Below are 24,650 nucleotides of genomic sequence, written 5' to 3' on the forward strand. Positions count from 1 at the left end.
CGGTGATGCCCTCCGCTCGCCCTTTCAAAACCTGAAATCCTATTTCCTGGACCGCTGCCAACCAATAGAGGCCGGCAAATGCTGCGTGCAATCAGACCATTTGGCCCAATAGCAGGAATCATTCTATCCGGGGTGTTGGTGCTGGCCATGATTCCGCCCGCCAACGCCCAGCTTGGCGCGTCCAGACCACCCGCCGTTGGAGTCATGGAGGCCGTCACGCGGCCGATCACCCCGACCAATGAGTTCCTGGGGCGAATCGAAGCCACCAATCGCGTCAACGTAGTGGCTCGCGTCACCGCCTTTTTGGAGAAGCGCAATTTCGTCGAGGGCTCCGAGGTCAAGAAGGGCGACCTGCTCTATCAACTGGAGCGAGGTCCCTTCGAGGCCGACCTGAAATCGAAGCAGGCGCAAGTTGCGCAGTTGGAGGCAACTCTGGCGAATGCAAGGCTGACGACGGAGCGGGCAAAGGCGCTGCTCGGCGGGCCAGCCGGCCAGCAATCGACCTATGATGCGGCGCTCGCCAACCAGCAAAGTCTTGAGGCGCAAGTTCAAGCCGCGCAGGCTCAGGTCGAGCTGTCACAGACCAATCTCGATTACACCGAAATTCGCTCTCCGATCGACGGCAGGATCGGCAACACAACGGTGACCGAGGGTAACGTCGTAACGCCGAGTTCGGGCGTGCTGACCACCATCGTCAGCCAGGATCCTATGTACGTCACCTTTCCTGTTTCGGTCCGTGAGGCATTGAGCCTGCGCGAGCGCTACGCGGCGCGAGGCGGCTTCAGCGCGGTCGTCATCAGAGTTCGTCTCCCGGACGGGCGTCTCTATGGAGAGCCCGGACAATTGAACTTCGTCAACAACACGATCGCGCAGAACACCGACACCATCATGCTGCGGGGGACCATTCCAAACCCCGTCCTGAGAAATCTCTCCCTGCGCGAACTCACCGACAACGAATTCGTGACCGTGTTGCTGGAAGGCGTCGAGCCGGTCGAGGTGGTGGCGATCCCGCGCTCGGCCGTGTTGTCGGATCAACAGGGCGAGTATGTCTATGTCGTCGCCGCGGACAATAAGGCCGAGCAGCGTCGCATCAAGCTGGGCCAATCGACCTCCACGATCGCCGCCGTGACAAGTGGCCTCGCGCCCGGAGAGAAGGTGATCGTCGAGGGGCTTCAGCGTGTGCGGCCAGGTGAGGTCATCGCGCCCGGCCCCGCCAGCGCGCTCATCCAATCCAGCATGAATGCTCAGGAGGAAGGGACCGCGAAAAGCGCGCTCCGAACGACCCCGTCGGGAGTAACCCAATGATTTCGTCCATTTTCGTTGATCGGCCGCGGCTCGCTATAGTCATCGCGCTCGTCATCACCATTGCCGGCGCTCTCGCGTTGATGCGCATACCTGTCGCGCAATTCCCGGACATCGTGCCGCCGCAGGTGACGGTGACTGGGAACTTCCCTGGAGCCTCCGCCGAAGTGGTGGAGTCGAGCGTCGCCCAGCCGCTCGAAGCCGCGATCGTCGGCGTCGACAAGATGCTGTACATGAAGTCGACGAGCGGTAATGACGGCAGCTATACCCTGACCTTGTCGTTTGCGCTCGGCAGCGATCCCGATATCAACACCGTCAACGTCAACAACCGCGTCCAGAGCGCGCTGGCGCAACTGCCGACCGAGGTTCAGGCCCAGGGCCTCGTCGTGCAGAAGAAGTCCTCGGCTGTGCTGCAGTTCCTCGTGCTCTACAGCAAGACCGGCGCACAGGACCCGCTGTTCATCACCAATTATGCCATCATCAATGTGCTGGACGCGATCTCCCGCACGCCGGGCGTAGGCCAGGCGACGCTGTTCGCCAAGCTGAACTACTCGATGCGCATCTGGTTTGATACCCAGCGTCTCACCGGCCTCAATCTGGCGCCATCGGACGTGGTCGCAGCGATCCGGTCGCAGAGCGTGCAGGCGCCCGTTGGACGCATCGGCGCCCGGCCGATCAGCGACGATCAGCAATTCCAATTCAACGTGCAGACGCAGGGGCGGCTCACGACGTCAGATCAATTTGGTAACATCGTGTTGCGCGCAAACCCGGACGGCTCGGTGCTCCGGATCAAGGATGTCGCCCGTGTCGAGATCGGCGCGCAGAACATGGACAGCGAATCCCGGATCGACGGAAATCCGGGCGTGCCGATCGGCATCTATCTCGCCCCGGGCGCCAACGCGGTCACCACGGCCAACGCGGTGCAGACGACACTTGCCAAGCTCTCCGAGCGGTTTCCGCCGGGTTTGACCTATCTGGTGCACTACGACTCCACCACTTTTGTCGCCGACACCATCAAGGAGGTCCTGAAGACGCTGGCCGAAGCCTTCGTCCTCGTCGTCATCGTCGTGTTCCTGTTCCTTGGCAGTTTGCGCGCCACCATCATTCCCGCGATTGCCGTGCCTGTCAGCCTGATCGGCACTTTCGCGGTGCTGCTCGCGATGGGCTATTCGGCCAACACGGTCTCGCTGCTCGCGATGGTGCTCGCCATCGGAATTGTGGTCGACGATGCCATCGTCGTGGTCGAGAACGTCGAGCGCGTCATGGAGGAGGAGCCGAACCTTTCCCCCGCCGAAGCGACCAAAAAGGCGATGGCGCAGATCACCGCGCCGATCATCGCGATTTCGCTGGTGTTGCTGTCGGTCTTCGTTCCGATCGCTTTCATTCCGGGCATCTCTGGAACGTTGTTCCGCCAGTTCGCGGTCACGATCAGCGCGGCGATGGTGATCTCCGCCCTCAACGCACTGACCCTGTCACCAGCCCTGTGTGCCGTGTTCCTGCGCCATCGCGGGCCCAGGCGCGGCGTCATGGGGCGCGTGCTCGCCGGCATCGACTGGGTCCGTGACGGCTACGCCAGCCTGGTGCGGCGGCTCCTGCGGCTCGCCGTGTTGTCTCTTGTCGCGGTGTTGATTTTTGCAGGCGGAATCTTCGGCATCTCGCGGCTCACGCCGACCGGCTTCCTTCCCGAGGAGGATCAAGGTGCCTTCTTCGTTGCCGTGCAATTGCCGGACGGCGCTTCGGTCGCTCGCACCAGCGAGGTGACGAAGCAAGTGGAGGAGCTTTTGAAGAAGGAGCCCGCGGTCGACCACGTGCTCTCGATCATCGGCTTCTCCTTGCTTGATGGTGGCAACGAACCGAATTCGGCCTTCATGGTCGCGCGCCTAAAGCCATTCGCGGATCGGCGCGCGGCAACGGATACGGTGCAAGCGGCGATCCGGCGAACGTTCGGCGTGGGCGCCCAGATTCGCGAAGCCAACGTCCTCCCGTTCAACCTGCCGCCGATCATCGGGCTTTCGACCTCCGGCGGGTTCGAGTATCAGCTCGATGCGCTGGAAGGGCAGGATCCGGCTGCGCTGAGCAACGTGATGAGTGGACTGGTCAACGCGGCCAACCGCGATCCGCGCCTTGCGCGCGTGTTTTCGACGTTCACGGCCAGCAATCCCTCCGTCCATCTGGACATCGACCGTGCCAAGGCTCAGGCGCTGGGCCTCAACATGAGCGATGTGTTCACCGCCTTGCAGGCGACGCTTGGTGGTGTCTACGTCAATAACTTCAACCTGTTCGGCCGGACATGGCAGGTCAATGTGGAAGGCGAGGCCGCCAACCGCGGCGACATTTCTGATCTCTGGCAGATCTATGTGCGGAACGCGATCGGCGACATGGTGCCGCTGCGCTCGATCGCAAGCGCGAGGATCGTCACCGGACCGCAGGTCATCACCCGCTACAACAACTACCGCTCGGTGACGATCAATGGCGGCCCGGCGCCCGGCGTCTCCTCGGGAACGGCAATCGCGGCGATGGAGCAGCTCTCCAAGACAACGCTGCCGGCCGGCTATTCCTACGAATGGACCGGCACGGCCTATCAGGAGCAGGCAGCGTCGGGGCAGACCGGAATCATTCTCGGCCTGGCAATCCTGTTCGCCTATCTGTTCCTGGTCGCGCTGTATGAGAGCTGGATGATTCCAATTCCTGTCCTGCTTGCGGTCGCGGTCGGTGTGTGCGGCTCCTACCTTGCCATCAAGATCGCAGGGTTGAATCTCGATCTTTATGCCCAGATCGGCCTCGTGGTGCTGATCGCACTTGCCACCAAGAACGGCATCCTCATCGTCGAATTCGCCAAGGAGCAGCGCGAGGCGGGCATGTCGATCATGGATGCCGCTGTGCTGGGGTCCCAGATGCGCTTCCGCGCGGTGATGATGACCTCCGTCGCATTCATCCTCGGCCTCGTACCGTTGGTCACAGCCACAGGAGCGGCCGAGATCAGCCGAAGGGCTGTAGGTACGGCGGTCTTCGGAGGCATGCTTGCTGCCAGTTCGATAGGCATTTTCCTGGTGCCGATGCTCTACGTGACCTTTCAGAGATGGCGGGAGCAAGCCAAGAAGCTTTTCGGCAGCAAGCGTGAAGCGTTGTCTCAATAGACGCGAAATTCGATCTTCGCTGACAGTCGGCATCCCACCAGGCCAATGGCCAATTGCCCTAAGGTCGAGGCCTCGTTGAAGTTGGCCGGCAGGCGGTTGCTCATGCAGAGGCGTTGCCGGCGGACTTTCGCATCGGCCATAGCGCTCGCCGATAGCAGCATATCGAAGCTGTATTTGTATTCGGCCGCCAGCCGGATCATTTGTCCGGCGCGACGCGATCGTACCCCGGCAATATGAGAGGGTTTGGTGATGACTGACATGGCGAACTGCACTCCGGCGCAGACTGCACGGATCGACCAAACGGGCCCAACGCGCATTTTCCCGCTCCTGCCGCTCTATCTGCTGATTTTCATCGGCTTTTGCGGCTACTCGCTCATGATCACTTTGTTTGCGCCTATGCTGATGGGAAACAATGGATTTCTACCGGATGGCGCGACTGTCGGGCAGCGGAGCATCGTCCTTGGTCTGCTGCTTGCAATTTACCCGCTCGGTCAGTTCGTGGGATCTCCGATCCTGGGCGCCTTGTCCGACCGCTACGGCCGCAGACCTGTCCTGGTCAATTCGCTCGTGGTGACCGTGCTTGGATATGTCGTCATAGCTCTCGGCATCGAATGGCGATCTCTCGTCCTGCTGGGAATGGGGTGCTTGATTGGCGGGCTGGCGGAATCGAACATCGCCATCGCGCAGAGCGCGATTTCCGACATGAGCAGCCCAGATGAGCGCCCGCGTCTGTTTGCCTGGACGTACTCCAGCTCTAGCCTCGGCTATATCGCCGGCCCGATCCTCGGCGGCCAGATGGCCCTGCATCTCGGCTGGAGCGTTCCGTTCTGGTTGATGGTGCCGCTCCTCGTTGCGACGCTGATTTGGGCCTGGTTTCGCTTCGCCGAAACGCACGCAACTGACAGGCTGGCGGATTTCAGCATGATCGCCGCGATCACAAATCTCATCAGCATCTTTACCGACAAGCCAATCCGGCGGCTCTATCTGCTCAATTTCCTGATCTATCTTGCGCTATTCGGCTACTTCCGGATGGTACTCGTCTATTTGGTCGATCGCTGGGATACCGGCGTCGATCAAACCACCTTGATCTATTCGGGGCTGGCTCTGATCTCGGCAATCACGAGCTTCTTGATCATGGCCCCATTGGCCCGCCGGATTGGCTTGAGCCGGCTCGCCATCACCGCCTGCATCGCCGCCGGGGCCGCGATGATTGCGATTACAGTGCCGTCTCAAATAGGCTCGATCTGGATCACCGGCGGTCTCACAACCATGATGGGGACAATCGCGCTTGCCGCATGCCCGACGATCCTGTCCAACGCTGTGTCCTTGGAGCGGCAAGGCCGCGTCATGGGCAACAACCAGGCACTCCAGGTGGGTGCAGAATCCCTGAGCGCCATGATCGGCGGCGCGCTGGCGGCTGTCACGATTCCGCTGCCACTGGTCGCGTTCGGGATATTCCTTATCATCTGCGGAGGCTTGTTGCTCCGGGATTTCGCGGCTTGAAGCCGGCAGGCGCATGGGAGACTGTCGGCGACGGGAACAAGCGCGCGGGTATCGCGTTCGCCGACGGCGTCTCGAGCGGGTAGTGTAATGACAGAGCGCGCAAATTTGACGTCAGGAGTGAGCAGGTCTTATCGCACGGATCGCATCACACATATCAGTCCTCTGATCAAGGCTTTCATGATCGTCAGCATCGTCGCCGGAGCGGTCCGGGGGCATCTTGCGGATGGTCTCGCTCAGTCCGGAGCAGGCGCCCTCCGAGGCGCGTTAACAGGCGCAACTGTCTGCCTCGCCGTGTTGGCGATTGAGTTGTTCGTCTTCGAGAACGATCGTGTCAATCGTTTGCGCAAGCTGCCGTTCTCGGTCGCGATCATGCTTCGCGCCCTCGTCTACATTGCAATCATCCTAATCGCCTTGAGTATCGTGCCCGCGCTGATCTCGGGCGCGCCCGTCGCGCTTCCTCGGCCCCGAGATGTGTGGCTGGCGATCGCGCTCAGCATGCTCTTCAACGCGCTGGTCGGCATCAACCAGCTCCTTGGACAAGGCGTTCTCTTCTCGTTCATCGCCGGTCGTTACCATCGGCCGCAGATTGAAGAGCGCATCGTCTTGTTTCTGGATATGGCATCGTCCATCAGCCATGCCGAGCATCTTGGTGAGCTACGCTTCCTCGATTTCCTGAACCGATTCATCGCCGATGTGACGACGCCGATTGTCAGGGAAGGAGGAGAAATTCACAAATACGTCGGCGACGAGGTGATCGCGACGTGGCCGCCCGGAAATGCGACGGCCAATATAAGGTGTGTGACGGCATGCTTTGACGCGCTCAGGACATTGGAGGAGGCGGCTGCCACATATAGCGCGGAATTTGGCGTTGTGCCGCAATTTCGCGCGGGCTTGCACATTGGACCCGTGGTGGTGGGAGAGCTCGGCCTTTTCAGGTTGGAGATTGCGCTGTTGGGGGACACGATGAATACGGCCGCGCGTATTCAAACTGCGTGTCGAGAAACGAAGCATTCCGTTCTTGTTTCACGAGACCTGATGGAGCGGATTGCTCCATTGTCTTCGAGTGTCTCGGCTCTCCCTTTGGGGCGCTTGCAACTGCGGGGGAAACAGTCCGAATTGGAAGTAGTGGCCTTAACAAATGCACCGCCATAGCCCTGCCGGGGCCGAGAAGGACTTCAAAACGCAGTGTAGGCACCAGGAGAGGCCGGATAGACCGAGAGCAGTAGCGTTGATTCTAACCTTCGCATCGGTCAATCAACGCGCTTTCATAGAAATGCGCCGGCCGATGCCGGACGGCGGAGTGAGGCGCTGATGAAGCTGGACAACCGCTTGCAGTCGATCCTTGATTTCGGAAGGGAAAGCAACGACCTTGCGGGTGTTGAGGTCAACGTGAAGCGACATGTTTTCCGACGTCGCGGCCAAGCTGCCATCCGAACGATAAAGTTGACGAAATGTATGCAGGCGCTTCTCGTCCGCGCCGATCAGGAATATTGCAGTGCGCACCTGATCCTTCAAGTGAACTTCCCGAAGATAGCGAATGTGGCACTCGGCCGCGAAAGTCGAGCAGCGCGTGGTCTCGATGTATCGTGGACCCAATCCCAGCGACACCCAGAATTCATCAGAAGCGCGGTCGAGAAGCACGTGATAGTAGGCCATATTGAGATGACCATTATGGTCAATCCAACTGGGCTCCACGTGCATTTCCGAGGAAAGAAAGGGAGCGCCTCGACTGACGTCCATATTCGCAACCTGGAAGAAATCGGGATCTCAATGGCGGGATCGAATGCTTGCTCCGAGCGAAAGCGCCTTTCCTAAGGCCGCGGCGGTGTCACGCAAGATCTGCAGGCGCTGGGACATCTTCTTGTCCATGACCCTCTCTTGGGGGCCGCTTATCGCGACCGAATAGAGGACGCTGCCTTCCGGCAGCATGATGGGACATGCGATTGCGGCCGATCCTTCGTATATTTCTCCTACGCAGGTCGCATATCCCTGCTCGCGAACAGTCGCGAATTCTTTCTCGATCCAGCGCCGGCTCGTTTGAGCGAGGTTTGTGGGCTTTGGCAGGTCCTGTGAAAGGGCCTCGGAGATGAGCTCCTTTGACTGGTAAGCCATGATTGCTTTGCCCGAAGCCGCAGCGTTGACGGGCATCTCAAGGCCCTCTGCCACGTGCTGTATCCATTTCATGTCGGGCGCCTCGGAGACAGCTACGAAGACATGTGAGCCCACAAGGCGGGCCAGAAAGCACGCTTCGGATGTTGCCTCGGACAGTGCACGGAGATGCGGGCCCGCAAGCGATGAGAGCCAACCTTCCTCCGCGCTCGCATGAAGAACGCGCGTGACGCGTTCGCCCAATTGGTACGTCCGACCACCATCCCCCTCCTTTGCGAGATTGGATCGGACAAGGCCCTTCAGCAACCTATGAGCCGTCGCTTTGGGAAGCCCAAGGAGCGACGAAACGTCTCCAAGCGTTAGCGCGCCGGGAAACGAGGCGATGAGTTCGAGGACATCGAAGTACCGCGTGAGTGGCCCAGGAGAGGGGTCTTTTTCCGACATTCTTTGGATCGCATCTGGGTGGTGAGACGGGTCAGTAGGTCAATTTTCCGCTGGTCGCAACCTCCCAATACGGTCGGAGAGGTCTTCCCGAATGCCCTCGTACTCGATCGGGTTGCAACTCCGGACCAGCCTCATCGCTGATGCGACTTGACTCCGATTCCGGCAAGATCTAGTGTTTCGTAATTCGAGATTTTGTCTCGAAAAACGAGACGATTCCAAAAGTGGGAATGGAGCTATGGGAATCTCGCGTAAGGACTTCCTCAAGTCGATGGCTGCGATTATCGCGGCTCCGCTCGCCGGCGTCCCGGTTCGCGCCGAGGAGACAGATATCCTGATTGGCGCGACCGTTCCGATGACCGGGCCCTTGTCTTTGACGGGACTGCAGTATCTCAACTCGCTCAAGATGGCAGAGGAGGACATCAACAAGGCGGGTGGCATCCGGGGCCGCAGGATCAAGATCGTGTTCGAAGACACGCAGGGATCGAACAGCACGGCTGTAAACGCCTACGTCAAGCTGGCACAGGAAACCAAGCCGTCATTCTTCTTTCTCTCGAGCTATTCCACCCAGAATCTTGCCGTGTCGCCGGAGGTGAAGAAAGTGCAGGTGCCGGCGATGTATGCCGGCGGCGTCGATGCAATTGCGGAGGGTGGCAACGAATGGATGTTCCGTCTTCGGCCTGCAGACAGCTTGGCTGCCTTAGGTATGGTCGATTGCGTGACGAGCGTGTTGAACGCAAAGCGGCCCGGGATTCTGTATATCCAGAATGACTTTGGCCAAGGTGGCGCGCAAGCCGCGGCCAAGGCTCTCGCGGCGCGCGGCGTAGGTGTCGTCGGCTCAGAGGCTTATGGTCAGAATGACAAGGACTTCTCGGCGCAGATCGTGAATTTGCGCAACAAGAGCGCGGACGCAGTCTTGCTGTTCGGTTACCCGCAAGACATGGCGTTGGCAGTTCGGCAGTACAAGTCGCTTGGTATGAAGGCCCCGCTCATTGGTTCGTCCTCTCTGTATGTGACGGCCACGCTGCAATTGTTGTCGGCCTCCGACATCGAGAACACGTTCGGGGTGTTGGACGCCCTGGTGGATCCGTCGACAAGCCCAAAAATGAAGGACTTCATCGACCGATATCAGGCCAAGTTCGGGAGCGCCCCGGATCCCTACGGTCTGGCCTATTACGATGGAGCTTCCCTCATGGCGGACGCGATGCGTGCTGTTGGACTTGAGCCTGTCGCACTTCGGAACTGGCTCTCGGCGCAGAAGGGCTGGGACGGCATCGGTCACGTCTACAGCTACGATGACAAAGGCAATGGCGTCCACGATGTGGCGATCGTCAAGCCGAAAGCGAACAGCAAGACGCTCGAGCTGGTGAAGAAGGTCTCGATCAACTGAGCTCGTCTGCGAACGGCAGTATCGGAGGACTTGTGGCAGACTTCTTCCAGCTTGCGATCAATGGTTTCGCCATCGGCGGCGTCTACGCATTGGCCGCCATGGGGTTCGTGATCGTCTACGAGACGACCGGGGTTGTGAACTTCGCGGCTGGCCAGTTCGTGATGTTCGGAACGTTTGCAGGCGTCGCCGCTCTGGTGAACGCTCACCTGCCATGGCCCATCGCCTACGGCGTGGCGCTGCTTGCAATGGCCGCCTTCGGAATCGTGTTCTTCGCGCTCGTCTATCGGCCTCTCAGAGCCAGTCCAGCGGTAACGGTCATCATCGGTACAGTCGCGATCAGCATCACCATGCAGAACGCGGCACTGCTGACATTCGGCTCGTGGCCGGTGCGGCTCGCGTCCCCGATCGAGGGGATGACGGTGGAGCTCGGTGGCGCGATCATCTCGGTCCATGCCTTGATGACGGTCGGAATGACGGCCCTGCTGGTCGCGGGTCTTTGGGTTCTCCTGCACCGCACCAGCTTCGGGATCGGCATGCGAGCCGTGGCGCAGGATGTTCAGGCCGCCAAGCTGATGGGACTGAAGGTCAACAGGCTCCTGGCCATGTCCTGGGTTCTAGGTGCGCTGCTCGCCGGCGCAGCCGGGCTGCTGCTCGGACCAATGTGGTTTGCCGACGTCAACATGGGCGATCCCGTCGCACTGAAGGCGTTCGCCGCGACGATCATCGGCGGCTTCGGTAGCCTGCCGGGTGCCGTGGTCGGCGGCATCTTCGTCGGACTGAGCGAGGTGCTCGGCGCAAGCTACATCTCATCGGCCTACAAGGATCTGATCTCATTCGGCATCATGATCGGCTTCTTGTTCGTACGTCCGCAAGGCTTGTTCGGCGAAAAGATTCAGGATCGGGGCTGACGGGATGTCTACCTTTCGATCATCGGTCCTGGTCATCTGCATTCTCGCACTTGGCGGATCTCTCTCGCTGATCCTTCCCGAATATTACCTTCGGCTCCTCAACCTCTCCGTGATCTCTGCGGTCTCTGTGGTCGGGCTCAACATCGCCTTCGGTTACGCCGGCCTCATCTCGCTGGGACATGCTGCATTCGTGGGGCTCGGTGCGTACGTGTTGGCGATCCTGACCACGCGGAGCGGGGTGTCGCCGTGGTTGGCAATGCCTGCGGCCATCGCCGTAGCCGTGGTGTTTGCAATCGTCATTGGGCTGCCGCTGCTGCGCTTGAGAGGACACTATCTCGCGCTCGCGACGTTAGGGCTCAACGTGTCGTTCGTGATCGTCACCTCGAACTGGCTCAGCCTGACCGGTGGAACCAATGGTATCTCCCGGATTCCGCCCTTCGAGGTCTTGTCCTATCCGCTAACGACTGAGCGCGGCTTCCTGTGGCTGGCCCTCCTTAGTCTCGCGATCGTGGTCCTGCTCGCGTCGCTCTTGCATCATTCGCGGTACGGCCGCGCCTTGATTGCCGTGCGCGATGATGAGCTCGCTTCCGAGATGACCGGGCTCGATACCCCGCGTCTGAAGCTGCTAGCCTTCACGCTCTCCGCCGCCTGCGCCGCCCTGGCGGGATGTCTGTTCGCCTGTCATGTCCGCTTCATTTCGCCGGAAGACTTCTCCTATGCGAATTCAATAACCTATCTTGCGATGTTGATCGTCGGCGGAGAGAGCTCCATCGGCGGCGCAATTCTCGGGGCGGTGCTGCTTACCTTCCTGCCCGAGTGGCTGCGGTTCCTGGGCAACGCCTATCTCGCACTGTTCGGAATTCTGGTGTTCGTCGTTCTGGTGTTTCTGCCCAGCGGCGTCATAGGACTGCGAAGCTTCTTCCGTCTGCCCTCGCGGGCTCCCGTTGCCAAGCCCGCCGAAGCGAAGTCATGATGATTCTCGAAGCACGCGGCATCAGCAAACGATATGGTGGGCTTGCCGCGCTGAGCGATGTCGCGATCGCGGTCTCGCCGGGCGAATTCGTCGCGATCATCGGACCTAATGGCGCGGGCAAGTCCACCTTGCTCAATGTCCTTACTGGACTCGTTGTTCCAGACGCCGGCTCCGTGCTGCTCGCGAACCGGGATGTCACGCGCTTTGCGACCAGCAAGCGAATCCGTGCAGGCCTCGGTCGTACGTTCCAGCATGGGCGCACGTTTCCGCGTCTGTCGGTTCTCGAGAACGTCATGGTCGGCGCGGCGATCAATCCAAAACTGGGAGAACGTGAACTACGCCGCCAGGCCATGCAAATCATCGAACAGATGGGACTGGCCGACATCGCCGATCGGTCGATCAAGACGCTGTCCTACGGGCGGCGACGGATGGTCGAGCTCGCCCGAGTTGTCGCTTGTGAACCGAAAGTGCTTCTCTTGGATGAGCCGGCCGCTGGCTTAAACTCGGCCGAAGTCGAACAGTTAATGCTACGCTTGTCGTTGCTAAGGAAGCAGCACCAACTGGCGATCGTCCTGATCGAACACAACATGGGCATGGTGATGCGGCTTGCGGAGCGCATTCTCGTGCTGAATTTCGGCTGCAAGATCGCGGAAGGAACGCCGGCCGAGGTTCAGTCCAATCCTGCTGTACTTTCAGCCTACCTTGGTGTGGGATACGTCCATGCTCGCATGTAGCGACCTGACGATCACCCATGGTGACATCACTGCCGTCTCTGGCGTCAATATGGAAGTCCGGGCCGGCGAGACCGTCGCATTGATCGGCGCAAACGGAGCCGGCAAGACGACGTTGTTGCATGCGATCTCCGGGCTAAACAAGGTGCGCCGGGGCGACATCGCCTTTGACGGCACGTCGATTCTGAAGCTTCCGACTGATCGGCGCGTCGCGCTCGGAATTGCGCAAGCGCCGGAGGGCCGGCGCATTTTCCCGGGACTGACGGTGGAGGAGAACCTGGTCGTTGCGACCGCCAGCTGGAAGGGCTTGACCGGGTCTTGCTCGGACGAGCTCGACCGTGTCTTCCAGCTCTTTCCCAGGCTCAAGGAGCGCCGGCGCCAGCTCGGCTGGTCGCTTTCCGGAGGCGAGCAGCAGATGCTCGCGATCGGGCGTGCGCTGATGGCACGCCCCCGGCTGCTCCTTCTGGACGAACCTTCCCTCGGCCTCGCCCCGCGGTTGGCTGAGGAAGTTTACGAGCGGGTCAAGATTATCGCGAGCGCCGGCCTTACCATTCTGGTCGTCGAGCAGAACACTGTTCTGGCGCTTGCAGTGGCCGATCGCGCCTATGTGTTGGAAGCCGGGAAGATCGTGCTGCATGGGGTTGCTGCCGACTTGAAGGACGATCCCCGGGTCCGTGAAGCCTATCTCGGTCGATAAGCCAAAGGAATTCGAATGTACCCTCAATCACATCGCCGATCCGAGCCGCTTCACGAACGGGCGGGAGCGCATATGCCCGGCGGCTAGACCAGAAACCTCAAGGCTTCCGATGATGCCCAACGTGACAAGTAGTATCGACCCGATCACCCGATCCGTAGTTCAGCACCGCCTCACCTCGATCGTGACGGAGATGGGCGAAGCAATGCTTCGGACGTCCTATTCTCAGATCCTCAACTCGAGCCGCGACTTCTCCATTGCAATTTGCGACACAAAGGCGAGGCTAATTGCACAGGCCGACCATATTCCGATCCATGTCGGCGCCTTACCTTGGGCGACGAGAGCGGTCGAGGAGAGGTTCAACGACGTCGTTCCGGGCGACGTCATACTGCTGAACGATCCTTACCACGGCGGCAGCCACCTCCAGGACATGACGATCTTCGTGCCGATCTTCGATCGTGGCCGGCGATTGTTTTGGGCGATCGTGCGGGCGCATTTCAGCGATGTCGGAGGTGCCACCTATGGCGGCTACAATCCGCACGCTACTGAGATTTGGCAGGAGGGCCTGCGTGTGCCACCCATCAAAATCTACGATGCTGGCAGACGGCGCGACGACATCGTCGACATGTTGGCTCTTAACGTCCGCAATCCGCGCGACTTTCATGGCGATTTTTCGGCGATGATCGGTGCCGCCCATCTCGGTGAACGCCGTTTGGCGCGCCTGTTCGACGAACTGGGCCCCGATGTTGTCGAGCAAGCGATCGAGCTCCTTCTCGACTCCGCCGAGCAGAAAGCCCGGGACATCGTCTCGACCTGGAAGGACGGCGTGTTCTATGGCGAGTCGTTCCTCGACGACGACGGCCGGGGCCGGGAGGATATCAGGATCGCCGCGAAGGTGACCAAGACCGGCTCCAACATCGAAATCGATCTCTCCGATTCCGATCCGCAGACGTTGAGCTTCGTCAATTCCTCCTACGCCAATATGCAGGCCGGCGTTGTCATGGCTTTTGCCTATTTGATCGACGCCGACGTACCGAAGAACGCAGGCGCATTCCGGCCTCTCAGCGTCATCGCCAAGAGGGGAACGGTCGTGTGGTCGGATCCGGGCCTGCCGGTCAGCTTTTGTACGTCGCATCCGTCAAACGAAATCATCGAGGCGATCATCAAGGCGCTGTCCCAATGTTGTCCAGAACGGACGATGGCGGGTTGGAGCCGTCGCTTCCGCATCGCAATTCAGGGCGAAAATCCACGAACCGGCCGTCATTTCATCTGGCACATGTTCCAGGCGCGCCCGGGCGGGGGAGCATCGTCCGGCGGCGATGGCTGGTCCTCGATCGGCGAATGGCATTCGGCAGGTGGCATCAAGTTCGGCAGCATCGAAGTCGCGGAAGCGCGATTTCCGCTCCACTTCCGTCATCATGAGTATCTCACGGATTCCGGCGGCGACGGTCAGTTCCGCGGAGGCCTCGGCGTCGCGCTTGACTTGGTGGTGCAAACCGAAAAGCCAGCGATGGCTAACACCGCTGGCGAGGGGGTGCGTCACGGCGCCTGCGGACTGCTCGGCGGATGTGATGGCGTCCCGCATCGCTATCGTTTGGTGTCGCCTGGCCGGCCGCCTCGCGTGCTGCGGACCAAGGAGGTCGGCATTGAAGTTTTGCCGGGCGACTGCCTCGAGATTCGTTCCTCCGGCGGTGGCGGATGGGGGCCCCCCGAGAAGCGCTCGAAACAAGCGCGGCAAGCTGATCGCGAACTCGGCTTTGTCAGCTAACCCTCAGCAGAAAGCAGGTTCGAAACCATGTTGACCATCGGAATCGATGTCGGCGGCACGTTCACCGATCTCGTGGCCATCGACCAGAGCGGCCGAACTGCGTTTGCGAAGTCCCCATCCACTCCGCAGGACCAGTCAATCGGGGTTATGGCCGGCCTCAAAGAGTTGGCGCGGAGATTGGGATCATCACGCGCTGAAATGCTCGGAAAGACTGTGCGTATTGTGCACGGCACGACTGTCGCAACCAACGCGCTGCTTGAGCGTAAGGGCGCCAAGGTGGCATTGCTGACGACCGCGGGGCATCGCGACGTGATCGAGATGCGGGAGGGGTTGAAAGGCGATCGCTATGATCTGCGCTCGCCACCGCCGGCGCCGCTGGTCCCGCGCAATCTGCGCTTCGGCGTTCGGGAACGGATCGGGCCGATGGGTGAGGTGATCGTTCCCTTGGACGAAGCGTCATTGGATCAAGCGATCGAGGCTGTTCGCGGATCGGGCGCGACGTCAGTTGCGGTGTGCTTCCTGCATTCCTACAGCAATCCATCGCATGAGATCGCTGCCGCTGAGCGCCTGGCATGCGCGTTGCCCGGTGTCAGCGTCTCGCGTTCGTCCGACGTTCTGCCGCAGATCAAGGAGTACGAGCGGGTATCGACGACGATCGTCAACGCCTATGTGAGTCCGGCTGTTCGCCACTATCTGAAGGGCCTGGAGCAGCGGCTGGGGGAGGCCGGCTTTACCGGCAGCCTCTTCATCATCCTTTCCCACGGCGGAGTGGCGCCGGTCGAGGAGGCGGCGCGGCTCGCGGCCGCCACCGTGCTGTCGGGTCCGGCTGGCGGCGTGTCGGGAAGCAAGCGATGCGCTGAACTGCTGGGTCTGCCCAATCTCGTGCCGTTCGACATGGGGGGGACCAGCACGGATATTTCGTTAATCGCCGACGGTCGCGCCGCCCTGTCGGCCGACGGAGGTCTGGCCGATCAGCGGATTGCCCTGAGCAGCCTCGATATTGCGAGCATTGCCGCCGGGGGCGGATCGATCGCCAGCGTCGATGCGACGGGCTCGTTCCGCGTTGGTCCGGAAAGCGCCGGCTCGGTGCCCGGACCTGCATGCTACGGCAATGGCGGCCAGGCACCGACGGTGACTGATGCCAACCTGATCCTCGGCTATCTCGATGCCGCCACCTTCATGGGCGGCCGCCGTCCTCTCGATCAGGGCGCTGCGGAGGTCGCACTTGATCGGCTGGCAGCCAAACTCGGTCTAAATCGGGAGAAGACCGCAGCGGGAATCTTCCGGCTGGTCAATTTGAAGATGGCTGATGGCATCCGGCTCATGACCCTGAGACGTGGCGTCGATCCGCGGCGATTTGCGCTCCTCAGCTTTGGTGGTGCCGCCGGGATCCATGCGGTCGAGGTGGCGCGAGAGCTGGAGATCAAGCGCATCATCATTCCGACCGAAGCTTCAGTTCTTTCCGCCTGGGGCATGCTCACCAGCGACCTGAGATATGAGGTGAGCCAGACATACTACAGGACGGGTAAGGCGTCGTCGCAGGCGCAAGTCCGCGACATGTTCGTGAGATTGCAGAAGCAGGCCTTGGACCGTCTGCGCGCATGGTTCAGCGGACCGATCGAGATCGAGAAATCCGCAGAGATGCGTTACGGCGAGCAGGTGTTCGAGGTGGACGTTCCGTTGTCGGACGTGGATCTCGACGCCGCAGATCTGAGCGATCAGATCGAGCAGCGCTTTCACCGCGCGCACAAAGACCTGTACACGTATTCGTTGCCCGATGAGGAAGTCGTTCTCGTCAACGGCAGAGTCGCGGCCGTTGGTATGGTTGCACGGACAAAGAAGTCGATATCTGTCGTATTGTCGAACTCCTTGGTGACAGCTCGCAAGCGCAAGGCCTATTTCGGCGAATGGAGAAACGTCGACGTTTATGCCGCCGAAAAGCTCCAGCCCGGTGAATTCATAGAAGGGCCCGCGATCGTCGAGGCGGAAACCACCACGGTGATCCTCAACGTTGGTGATCAGCTCACCGTCGACGAGCGCGGCTGGCTGGACATAAAGGTTGCGACAGCGACGCGCGCTCAGCCAGAGCTCGCACTCTCTGCCTGATCAAGAAGAATCCCGTGGAGGAAGCAATCGTGAACTTCTCACGTCCGACCATTGTCACCTGCGCCGTCACCGGCAATTTGGCTCAGCCAAGCCAAAGTCCATATCTTCCCATCACGCCGGCGCAGATTGCGCAGTCGTGCATCGAAGCTGCGGAAGCTGGCGCCGCAATTGTCCATATTCATGTCCGGGATCCGGAAACTGGTGCGCCCTCGATGGACACCGAGCTTTATCGGCAGGTCGTCGACCGTATCAAGGACAGCGGAGTGGACGTCATCATCAACCTCACGACGGGGCCCGGCCAGCGCTTCGTCCCTGGCAAAGAGGACCCGGCTGTAGCCGGCAGAGGAACGTCGCTGATGCGCGGGGAAGCCCGGGTGGCCCATGTTGAGGAGCTGCGCCCTGAGGTCTGCACACTCGATCTCAACACCATGTACTCCTTCGGCTCCGTCGTCATCAACACGCCCGACTCGCTTCGCGTGATGGCTGCGCGGATCCGAGCCGCGGGTACCGCGCCGGAGCTCGAAATCTTCGGCCCTGGCGACGTCATTCTGGCACGTGATCTCGCAGCCGAGGGCGTTCTGCCCAAGAAAAATTTCCTGCAGTTTGTGCTCGGTGTGAAGTATGCGGCGCCGGCTAGTCCGGAAATGCTGTCGGTTCTCGCGAGCATGCTGCCGGATGGCTGGGAATGGAGCGCCTTCGGAGTTGGCCGCATGGCTTTTCCGGCGATCGCGATGTCGGTTTTGCAGGGGGGCCATGTACGGGTCGGCATGGAGGACAATCTGCAGATTGAGAAAGGCCGACTCGCGCGCAGCAATGCCGAGTTGGTCGCCAAGGCTGTTCGCATCCTGTCCGATCTTGGATCCCGTCCGGCTACACCAACCGAGGCCCGCGATATCCTCTCTCTCAAAGCTTACAAGAATTGATATCGGAGAATGCCGACATGAGCTTATCCCTAGCCGATCCTAGGAATTCAGAAGGCGACATCGATAGTGCGCTGGCGGCCGCACGTACGAACTATACGGCCCGGAATGGCAAAAGCCTCGAAGCGTTTGGTCGCGCCGCGGAGTATCTTCCGGGCGGAACGACTCGGACTGGCCTTTTCAATTCGCCGTTTCCGGTATTCATCGCGCGCGGCAAGGATGCATATCTTTGGGATATCGACGGCAAACGCTATATCGATGCGCTTAGCGAATACACGGCAGGGCTGCTCGGTCACTCCAATCCCGTCGTGCTCCGCACCATCCGGGAGGCGCTCGACAACGGGCTCAGCTTCGGCGGCCAGATCGAAGCCGAGGCACGTTTCGCTCGCCTGATCGTCGAACGCTTCCCTTCGATCGACAAAGTGCGGTTCGCGAACTCTGGCACCGAAGCCAATCTCTCGGCTCTTGCGACGGCACTGCATCGTACGGGGAGGTCCAAGGTCCTGGTGTTCGAGGGGGCCTATCACGGTGGCAGTCTCAACTTTCCGGTATCCGGTCCATCGCCCCTCAACACCAGGCTCGACGTCGTACAGGCGCCCTACAATGATCCAGACGCGACAAGGAAGGTAATCCGGCGGGAGGGAGACAAGCTGGGGGCCGTGCTCGTCGAACCGATGCTTGGCGCCGGCGGCAGCATACCTGCCGAGAAGTCGTTTCTCGTCATGCTTCGAGAGGAGACGGAGCGCCAAGGTATCGTCCTGATCTTCGACGAGATCCAGACCTCTCGCCTCGCTCCCAATGGGTTGCAGGGCTATTGGAACGTCACACCCGATATGTCCACGCTCGGAAAATACATGGCCGGCGGCCTTTCATTCGGAGCGTTCGGAGGTCGCGAGGATATCATGGCCGCTTTTGATCCCAGAAAGCCGACATCACTGGTGCTTTCCGGAACGTTCAACAACAACAGCCTGGCTATGCCTGTCGGCGCCGCTGTCCTGTCCGAAGTTGTAACCGCGACCGCTTTGGTGCAACTGACGGCGCGCGGCAACGATTTGCGTGAACGCCTGAACGCGATGCTCGAGAAAGCCGGCATCGCGGCCCAGTTCACCGGCTTCGGCTCCATCATGGGCATCCACTTCATCGCTGGACAGCTCCGGAACGCGAAGGATGCCGCGAAGACTGATCCACGGTTACGCGAGCTCTTCTACTTTCACATGCTTGAAGAACAAATCTGGATTGCGAGGCGGGGTATGATGGCGCTGTCGCTGGCCATGTCCGACCGCGATCTCGATCAGGTTTTTGCGGCGGTTGGAACGTTTGTCGACCGGCACGGGCATCTGCTGCCAAGGCGATGATCCACTTACTCTTCGATCGATACGGAGAATATCATGAAGCTTCCTGGTAAAACGGCATTGGTGACGGGGAGTAGCTCCGGTATCGGTCGCGCAATCGCATTGTTGTTTGCCGAGCAGGGAGCGATTGTAGGCGTGGTCGCCAGCTCGGATCTCGGCAAAGCGGAGGCCGTGGTCGCGGAGATCGAAGCAAGGGGCGGCAAGGCGCGGGCCTATGCCGCGGACTTACGCCATGTGGCTGAAATTGATCGGCTGGTAAATGCTTTTGCCTCCGACCATGGTCGCATCGATATCCTGATCAATTGTGCCGGAGTCTATTTTCCGACCGCGCTTGGTGAGACCACCGAAGAAGCATTCGATCTCATGGTGTCCGCCCATCTGAAGAATACGTTCTTCATGGTTCATCGCGTGGCGCCGCTGATGCAGCAGGCGAGGTATGGCAAGATCGTCAATGTGAGTTCAGTGGCGGCGTTTAAGAGCGTTCCGCAGTACGCGCTCTATGGCGCTGTGAAAGCTGCAATCGTGATGCTCACGAAGTCTTTCGCGGCCGAGCTCGCCGGCTACGGTATCGCCGTCAATGCAGTCGCGCCGGGCAATACAGAGACGCCACTCAACGCGAGCGACCGGACCGGACCAGGCTCGGGAGAAATCCTTTCCCGCAAGGCGCTTGCGACTCCCAGCGGACGTACATATTCGCCGCCCGAGGAGATTGCGCAGGCGGTCTTGTTCTTGGCGTCGGACGACGTCAAGGCGATGCACGGTTCTACCGTCATCATCGATGAGGGCCAGTTGTCGGCGGCGCGTTAGCATCGACCGGCGCGCATTAAGTTACTCTCGACGGGGTGTATCGAGACGGATCTTGATGCACGCCAACGAACAGCAACCTGAACCGATCTTGTGGCTTGGAGACAGCTCGTGTCTGGACAGAAACAAAGGGACTTTGCGGCGCTCGCACTCATCTGTTGGCTCGCCCCGTGTAGCCCGGGCGTAGCACAAGCAATTGGCGCCAAAGGCGCGAAGGATACGGTTGTGCCCGGCGAAGCCAGCGTTGCCGCTACAGAGCAAAAGGCGGTCGACATGGTCACTGAGGCGATCGTCTACGGTTTGCCGCTGGTGATGATGGACCTGACGAGGAGGCGGATGACCAACGTTGCACGTCCGAATGCCATGGCAGCGCCTGTGAACCAGTTCGCTCATGCACCCATCTTCCCGCCGGCCACGTTCAAGAACGTGGTACGCGCCAACGTGGATACGCTGTACTCGTCCGCCTTCCTTGATCTTTCAACGGAGCCGATGGTCCTGTCGGTGCCCGAAACCGGCGGCCGCTACTATCTCCTTCCCATGCTCGACGCGTGGACCAACGTGTTTGCCAGTCCAGGCTCGCGTACAACCGGAACAGGGGCCGGCAACTTCGTCATTGCCGGACCGAACTGGAGCGGCAAGCTCCCGGCTGGGATGGAGCTGATAAAATCGCCGACAAATATGGTCTGGATTCTCGGGCGTACTCAGACAAATGGCCCTGCCGACTATTCAGCCGTGCACGCGATCCAAGCGGGATACACCCTTACTCCGCTGTCGAAGTTTGGTCGGCCGTATTCGGCTCCCGAGGGAGCCGTCGATGCGCAAGCCGACATGAAGACGCCACCTGTTGAGCAACTCCGGCGCATGAGCGGCGCCGATTTCCTCGCCGCGCTGGCTAAGTTGCTGACCACGAATCCTCCGCCCTCAGGCGACGCGGCGATGCTGGAGAAGCTGTCGAGGATCGGGATCGTCCCGAGGCAGCCGTTCGACCGGACGAAGCTCGATTCCGACGGAGACAAAAGCCTGGACGAAGCGGTGGGGCGGACGCTCGCCTATTTGCAAGAGCGAGCCAAGCAGATGGGCACGTTGGTCAACAGCTGGCACATTCCTCCGAGCAACATTGGAGCCTTCGGGACGGATTACGAGACTCGGGCTTACATCGCGCTCATCGCGCTCGCTGCGAACCTTCCCGCAGATGCCCTCTATCCGACAACGTTCGTGGACGGAGACGGCAAACCTCTGAACGGCAATAACCGATATGTCCTGCACTTCGGGCCAGGGCAGATGCCGCCGGTCAACGCATTCTGGTCGGTGACCATGTACGACCCGCAGTCCTTCTTCGTCGAGAATGCGATTCATCGCTACGCAATCAGCAGTTGGATGCCGCTGCAGCAGAATAGTGACGGGTCAACGGATATCTATATCCAGCACGAATCGCCAGGACCCGGCAAGGAAGCAAACTGGCTACCAGCCCCGGATGGCGGCTTCAACCTGACAATGCGGATGTACTGGCCCAGACAGCAGAGCCCCTCGATCCTTGACGGAAGCTGGAGCCCGCCCGCTGTGACGAAAACGCCGTGACGTAGGCAAACGCTCGAATAGTGCCAGGATGCTTCCAAGTGCTGGGCTCACGCGATCGGCGTTGACCACGCGCCGATATGGGGGGTCGAGATTCTGAGCTTGGGGATGTAGCGGCTAGGTGATCCGGCAGACCGGCGCGGGATCCTGTGAGTACAGTTACCATTCTGCTGGCATTCCGCCGAGTGCCAGCATCGACACGATCTTCTGAGTTCAGCTGTCTACAATTTGATTCCGGAGCGGTTCTCCTGCCAAATTCGGCGGTCGGAGTACGTGGGAACGAGGACAATACGCCCTTATGGGCGCGCGCTTCACTACTGAGCGCGGGGGTCCTCGTAAGCCGAAAAGGGGACACGGCACGACGCCTTCGCTTGTCGCGCCACACCCCCCCGACCATATCGCTCGCCGATACCTGCATATTGAAGTTGTATTTGTATTTGTGCACCCCCACGCGCACATCTCGCGCCATCAGATCACGCCTGTCCGACACACAACTCGATACTTGCAATCCGGGGTCGGAGGGAGGTCAGGCAACGCATGGAGTCAAAGATGGCTGACGAACCTTTCAAGCGGCTGATGTGCCTCGGCTGCGGCTTTTCGTACGACGAAGCTCTTGGCCTGCCTGAGCACGGCTTGGCTCCCGGCACCCGCTGGGCGGACATTCCGGACGATTGGGTGTGCCCGGACTGCGGCACGCCAAAGCACATGTTTGAGATGGTCGAGATCGGCTACGCCTCCGGCGGCCCCGATCTGGCCCCGCGTCGCCTGACTCGCCCACACAAGGATACACCGCCATGAGCAATTCATTCACCATTCGCGAAGCGGAACGTGGACACGACCTCATCAGATCCGATGGATCGCGATCTTCCTACATCGCCGGCCATCCCGACGGGTTCGTCACGCGGGCGTCCAGCTTCAACTTCCATGAATATCAGGCCGGACGGCCAGGCTTCGGTCCGGTCCGTGTTTTCGGCGACGAGATCTTCCACGGCGCGGGCTGCGGCTACAACATGCATCCGCACCACAACTTCGTCATCTGCGCCTTCGTGTTCGAGGGCGAGCTCACACACATCAACACGGCGGGCGAGGGCATGGTCGACCGGCTGCAAGCCGGCGACTATTACGTCTTCTCTGCAGGCTCGGGCGGCAAGCATTCCGAGCTCAGCGTCACGCCGGAGGACATGCATGCCATCTACCTCTGGCTGCTTCCCGAACAGCTCTATCTTCCGCCGACCTATCATCGCGCCCATTTCGACTATCGCCGCCGGCGCAACGAAATCGTGCAGCTCATCGGGGACGCCGACGGCGCTCTGCCGATCCCCCAGGATCTGCGTGTCTCCCGCCTGATGGCCGATAAGGGCCGCTCGTTTTCCTACAAGCTGCGTACCGCATCGCACGGGGCATACGTGTTCGTGCGCGAAGGATCGATCCGGTGTGGCGGCGCTGTGCTCGATCGACGCGACAGCATGGGGCTCTGGTCGACCGGCTCAATCAACATCGAGGTCCTTCAGGAAGACACCGACATGATGATCGTCGAGACGATCATGATCGACGACGAGAACATCAAGAGGTGGGAGAGTGAGCATGCCGGCCACTGAGACCGCACACGAAGTCGCATCCTTCAGTCCGGCACGCGAGCCCGTGCCGATCGCTGAAATGGTCCAGCGTGCAGAGCACTCCCGGCCCTGTGCCCGCCGCGACATCTGCCGCTCAGTACTCTGCCAAACCAACCGCACCGGCATGGACTGCCCGGGCAGTCGAAAGGGAAACTGATATGCCCATCATGAAAGTCTACTACGGTGCCGGTGATCTTGACGAGACGAGCAAGGCCGATCTCGCCAGGAAACTCACAGACGTGATGATCTGCATGGAGGGCGGAGCCAACACGAGGGGCGGCCGTGCCTTTGCATGGGTTCTGTTCGACGAGCTGGCTCGGGGCGACTGGTGGGCCGGTGGGGAGACTGGAAACGGTTATGTCTCGCCGCCCGGACGGTTCCTTGTCCATGTCAGTATCCCGGAAGGTTACATGAACGCCGGGCACAAGAGCGAGGTGCATGCATGGGTGACCGAAGCGATCCTCGCCGTTACGACGGCCTCGGGCGAAAACGTCGGCCACAGCATTCAGGTCATCATCGACGAGGTGCCTGAGGGCAACTGGGCCGCCGCCGGGCACACGATCAGCCTCGCTAGCATTGCCGACAGCGTCGGCCTCTCCAAAGCAGGCAGCCGGTTTGCGTGGTCGAAAAACTACTTCGCAGCCAAAGCCCGCGCTCATGCCGCTGCCGGCTTCCCTGCCGATACCGGAGGCCTGTGGACCGATCGAGCCAGCTGATTGGGATTCCTATCAATTAACGAGCCACAAGAGAACGATTCCCATGCCGTGCCATGACGATCTAACATGGAACTGCGAAGATACTGGCAACACTTCCCTTCAGCAGGAAGAGGAGAGGATCAGTATTGACCCGCCGATTTGTACCGCCAAGACAGTCAATCACATCGCGATCTCCGTCTCCAACCTCCAGCGCTCTAAGGATTGGTACTGCCGTGCATTCGGGGTGCGGATCATCCGGGAGAGCGCGACAAGCGTGCTGCTCGGCTTCGGGGAAAGCATGCTGGTGCTGCGCGAAGAAGGGCAGCCCGGCACGATCTCTCATTTTATGTTCGGGATCGACGGCTACAACGCCGCCTGGCTGCAAGCTCGCCTTGCCGCGATGGGGCTGGACCCGCAGCAGGATAGCAACAGTTTCCACGTGCGGGATCCGGACGGGCTAAACGTTCAGGTCGGCGACCGCGATCTCGGCCTGTCTTCCGGTATCATCGAGAACGGCTTCACAATGCGGTAGACTCTCTGGCTCGTAGGTTTGGTTGGTGTGTGTAAAAGGCGGTAGACGTTTCGGATGTGTCGATCCGACAACATGACGCGCTCTTGTGGTTGGA

The 24,650-nt window shown here is 60.5% G+C and carries 22 protein-coding genes; 19 read left to right on the forward strand and 3 right to left on the reverse strand.

Annotated elements, in window-relative coordinates; all coding sequences use genetic code 11:
• Positions 1–147 precede the first annotated feature (147 nt).
• Positions 148–1,305, forward strand: coding sequence for an efflux RND transporter periplasmic adaptor subunit (locus ACVWY3_RS04655; RefSeq protein ID WP_456843290.1), 1,158 nt, complete (start codon positions 148–150; stop codon positions 1,303–1,305).
• A complete protein-coding gene (locus ACVWY3_RS04660) occupies positions 1,302–4,439 on the forward strand; it encodes an efflux RND transporter permease subunit (protein WP_456837400.1) in 3,138 nt (1,045 codons plus the stop codon). The genes ACVWY3_RS04655 and ACVWY3_RS04660 overlap by 4 nt, the downstream gene beginning before the upstream one ends.
• Here ACVWY3_RS04660 and ACVWY3_RS04665 read toward each other — a convergent pair.
• On the reverse strand, positions 4,433–4,699 hold the full coding sequence (locus ACVWY3_RS04665; protein WP_456837401.1) for a hypothetical protein: 267 nt from the start codon (positions 4,697–4,699) through the stop codon (positions 4,433–4,435). The two genes, ACVWY3_RS04660 and ACVWY3_RS04665, sit on opposite strands and share 7 nt — an antisense overlap.
• Here ACVWY3_RS04665 and ACVWY3_RS04670 point away from each other — a divergent pair.
• Complete coding sequence (locus ACVWY3_RS04670) at positions 4,689–5,942, forward strand: MFS transporter (protein WP_456837402.1); 1,254 nt, start codon at positions 4,689–4,691, stop codon at positions 5,940–5,942. The genes ACVWY3_RS04665 and ACVWY3_RS04670 overlap by 11 nt on opposite strands.
• A gap of 177 nt (positions 5,943–6,119) precedes the next feature.
• Entirely contained in the window at positions 6,120–7,094 is a 975-nt protein-coding gene (locus ACVWY3_RS04675; protein ID WP_456837403.1) for an adenylate/guanylate cyclase domain-containing protein, read from the forward strand.
• 102 nt (positions 7,095–7,196) lie between these two features.
• Here the strand turns inward: ACVWY3_RS04675 and ACVWY3_RS04680 are convergent, their stop codons facing one another.
• Positions 7,197–7,682: a thioesterase family protein gene (locus ACVWY3_RS04680; RefSeq protein ID WP_456837404.1), complete on the reverse strand. Its 486-nt coding sequence runs from the start codon at positions 7,680–7,682 to the stop codon at positions 7,197–7,199.
• Between the two features lie 27 nt (positions 7,683–7,709).
• Positions 7,710–8,495 (reverse strand): IclR family transcriptional regulator, encoded by a 786-nt coding sequence (locus tag ACVWY3_RS04685; RefSeq protein WP_456837405.1) that lies wholly within the window; start codon positions 8,493–8,495, stop codon positions 7,710–7,712.
• 235 nt (positions 8,496–8,730) lie between these two features.
• Between ACVWY3_RS04685 and ACVWY3_RS04690 the strand changes: the two genes are divergently transcribed.
• The 15 genes from ACVWY3_RS04690 to ACVWY3_RS04760 all read left to right on the forward strand — a co-directional run bounded on the left by ACVWY3_RS04690 (position 8,731) and on the right by ACVWY3_RS04760 (position 24,556).
• The gene (locus ACVWY3_RS04690; RefSeq protein WP_456837406.1) at positions 8,731–9,882 is read left to right on the forward strand and encodes an ABC transporter substrate-binding protein; all 1,152 of its coding nucleotides are present in this window, start codon (positions 8,731–8,733) and stop codon (positions 9,880–9,882) included.
• Between the two features lie 32 nt (positions 9,883–9,914).
• Complete coding sequence (locus ACVWY3_RS04695; protein WP_456837407.1) at positions 9,915–10,790, forward strand: branched-chain amino acid ABC transporter permease; 876 nt, start codon at positions 9,915–9,917, stop codon at positions 10,788–10,790.
• A 4-nt stretch (positions 10,791–10,794) separates the two neighbouring features.
• Positions 10,795–11,763 (forward strand): branched-chain amino acid ABC transporter permease, encoded by a 969-nt coding sequence (locus tag ACVWY3_RS04700; RefSeq protein ID WP_456837408.1) that lies wholly within the window; start codon positions 10,795–10,797, stop codon positions 11,761–11,763.
• Positions 11,760–12,497 carry an ABC transporter ATP-binding protein gene (locus ACVWY3_RS04705; RefSeq protein ID WP_456837409.1) on the forward strand — a complete coding sequence of 246 codons (738 nt, stop codon included), beginning with the start codon at positions 11,760–11,762 and terminating at the stop codon, positions 12,495–12,497. The genes ACVWY3_RS04700 and ACVWY3_RS04705 overlap by 4 nt, the downstream gene beginning before the upstream one ends.
• The gene (locus ACVWY3_RS04710; RefSeq protein WP_456837410.1) at positions 12,484–13,191 is read left to right on the forward strand and encodes an ABC transporter ATP-binding protein; all 708 of its coding nucleotides are present in this window, start codon (positions 12,484–12,486) and stop codon (positions 13,189–13,191) included. Before ACVWY3_RS04705 ends, ACVWY3_RS04710 begins: the two co-directional genes overlap by 14 nt.
• A 109-nt stretch (positions 13,192–13,300) precedes the next feature.
• Entirely contained in the window at positions 13,301–14,956 is a 1,656-nt protein-coding gene (locus ACVWY3_RS04715) for a hydantoinase B/oxoprolinase family protein (RefSeq protein WP_456837411.1), read from the forward strand.
• A 27-nt stretch (positions 14,957–14,983) separates the two neighbouring features.
• The gene (locus ACVWY3_RS04720; RefSeq protein WP_456837412.1) at positions 14,984–17,062 is read left to right on the forward strand and encodes a hydantoinase/oxoprolinase family protein; all 2,079 of its coding nucleotides are present in this window, start codon (positions 14,984–14,986) and stop codon (positions 17,060–17,062) included.
• 14 nt (positions 17,063–17,076) lie between these two features.
• The gene (locus ACVWY3_RS04725) at positions 17,077–17,985 is read left to right on the forward strand and encodes a 3-keto-5-aminohexanoate cleavage protein (protein ID WP_456837413.1); all 909 of its coding nucleotides are present in this window, start codon (positions 17,077–17,079) and stop codon (positions 17,983–17,985) included.
• Between the two features lie 17 nt (positions 17,986–18,002).
• On the forward strand, positions 18,003–19,337 hold the full coding sequence (locus ACVWY3_RS04730; RefSeq protein WP_456837414.1) for an aspartate aminotransferase family protein: 1,335 nt from the start codon (positions 18,003–18,005) through the stop codon (positions 19,335–19,337).
• 33 nt (positions 19,338–19,370) lie between these two features.
• On the forward strand, positions 19,371–20,141 hold the full coding sequence (locus ACVWY3_RS04735) for an SDR family NAD(P)-dependent oxidoreductase (protein ID WP_456837415.1): 771 nt from the start codon (positions 19,371–19,373) through the stop codon (positions 20,139–20,141).
• A 222-nt stretch (positions 20,142–20,363) separates the two neighbouring features.
• Complete coding sequence (locus tag ACVWY3_RS04740) at positions 20,364–21,716, forward strand: DUF1254 domain-containing protein (RefSeq protein ID WP_456837416.1); 1,353 nt, start codon at positions 20,364–20,366, stop codon at positions 21,714–21,716.
• 546 nt (positions 21,717–22,262) lie between these two features.
• On the forward strand, positions 22,263–22,511 hold the full coding sequence (locus ACVWY3_RS04745) for a rubredoxin (RefSeq protein WP_456837417.1): 249 nt from the start codon (positions 22,263–22,265) through the stop codon (positions 22,509–22,511).
• Positions 22,508–23,311, forward strand: coding sequence for a pirin family protein (locus tag ACVWY3_RS04750; RefSeq protein WP_456837418.1), 804 nt, complete (start codon positions 22,508–22,510; stop codon positions 23,309–23,311). Before ACVWY3_RS04745 ends, ACVWY3_RS04750 begins: the two co-directional genes overlap by 4 nt.
• A gap of 176 nt (positions 23,312–23,487) precedes the next feature.
• Positions 23,488–24,045: a tautomerase family protein gene (locus tag ACVWY3_RS04755; protein WP_456837419.1), complete on the forward strand. Its 558-nt coding sequence runs from the start codon at positions 23,488–23,490 to the stop codon at positions 24,043–24,045.
• A gap of 43 nt (positions 24,046–24,088) precedes the next feature.
• Positions 24,089–24,556, forward strand: coding sequence for a VOC family protein (locus tag ACVWY3_RS04760; RefSeq protein ID WP_456837420.1), 468 nt, complete (start codon positions 24,089–24,091; stop codon positions 24,554–24,556).
• Positions 24,557–24,650 lie beyond the last annotated feature (94 nt).

The organism is Bradyrhizobium sp. USDA 4486 (genome assembly GCF_054057995.1).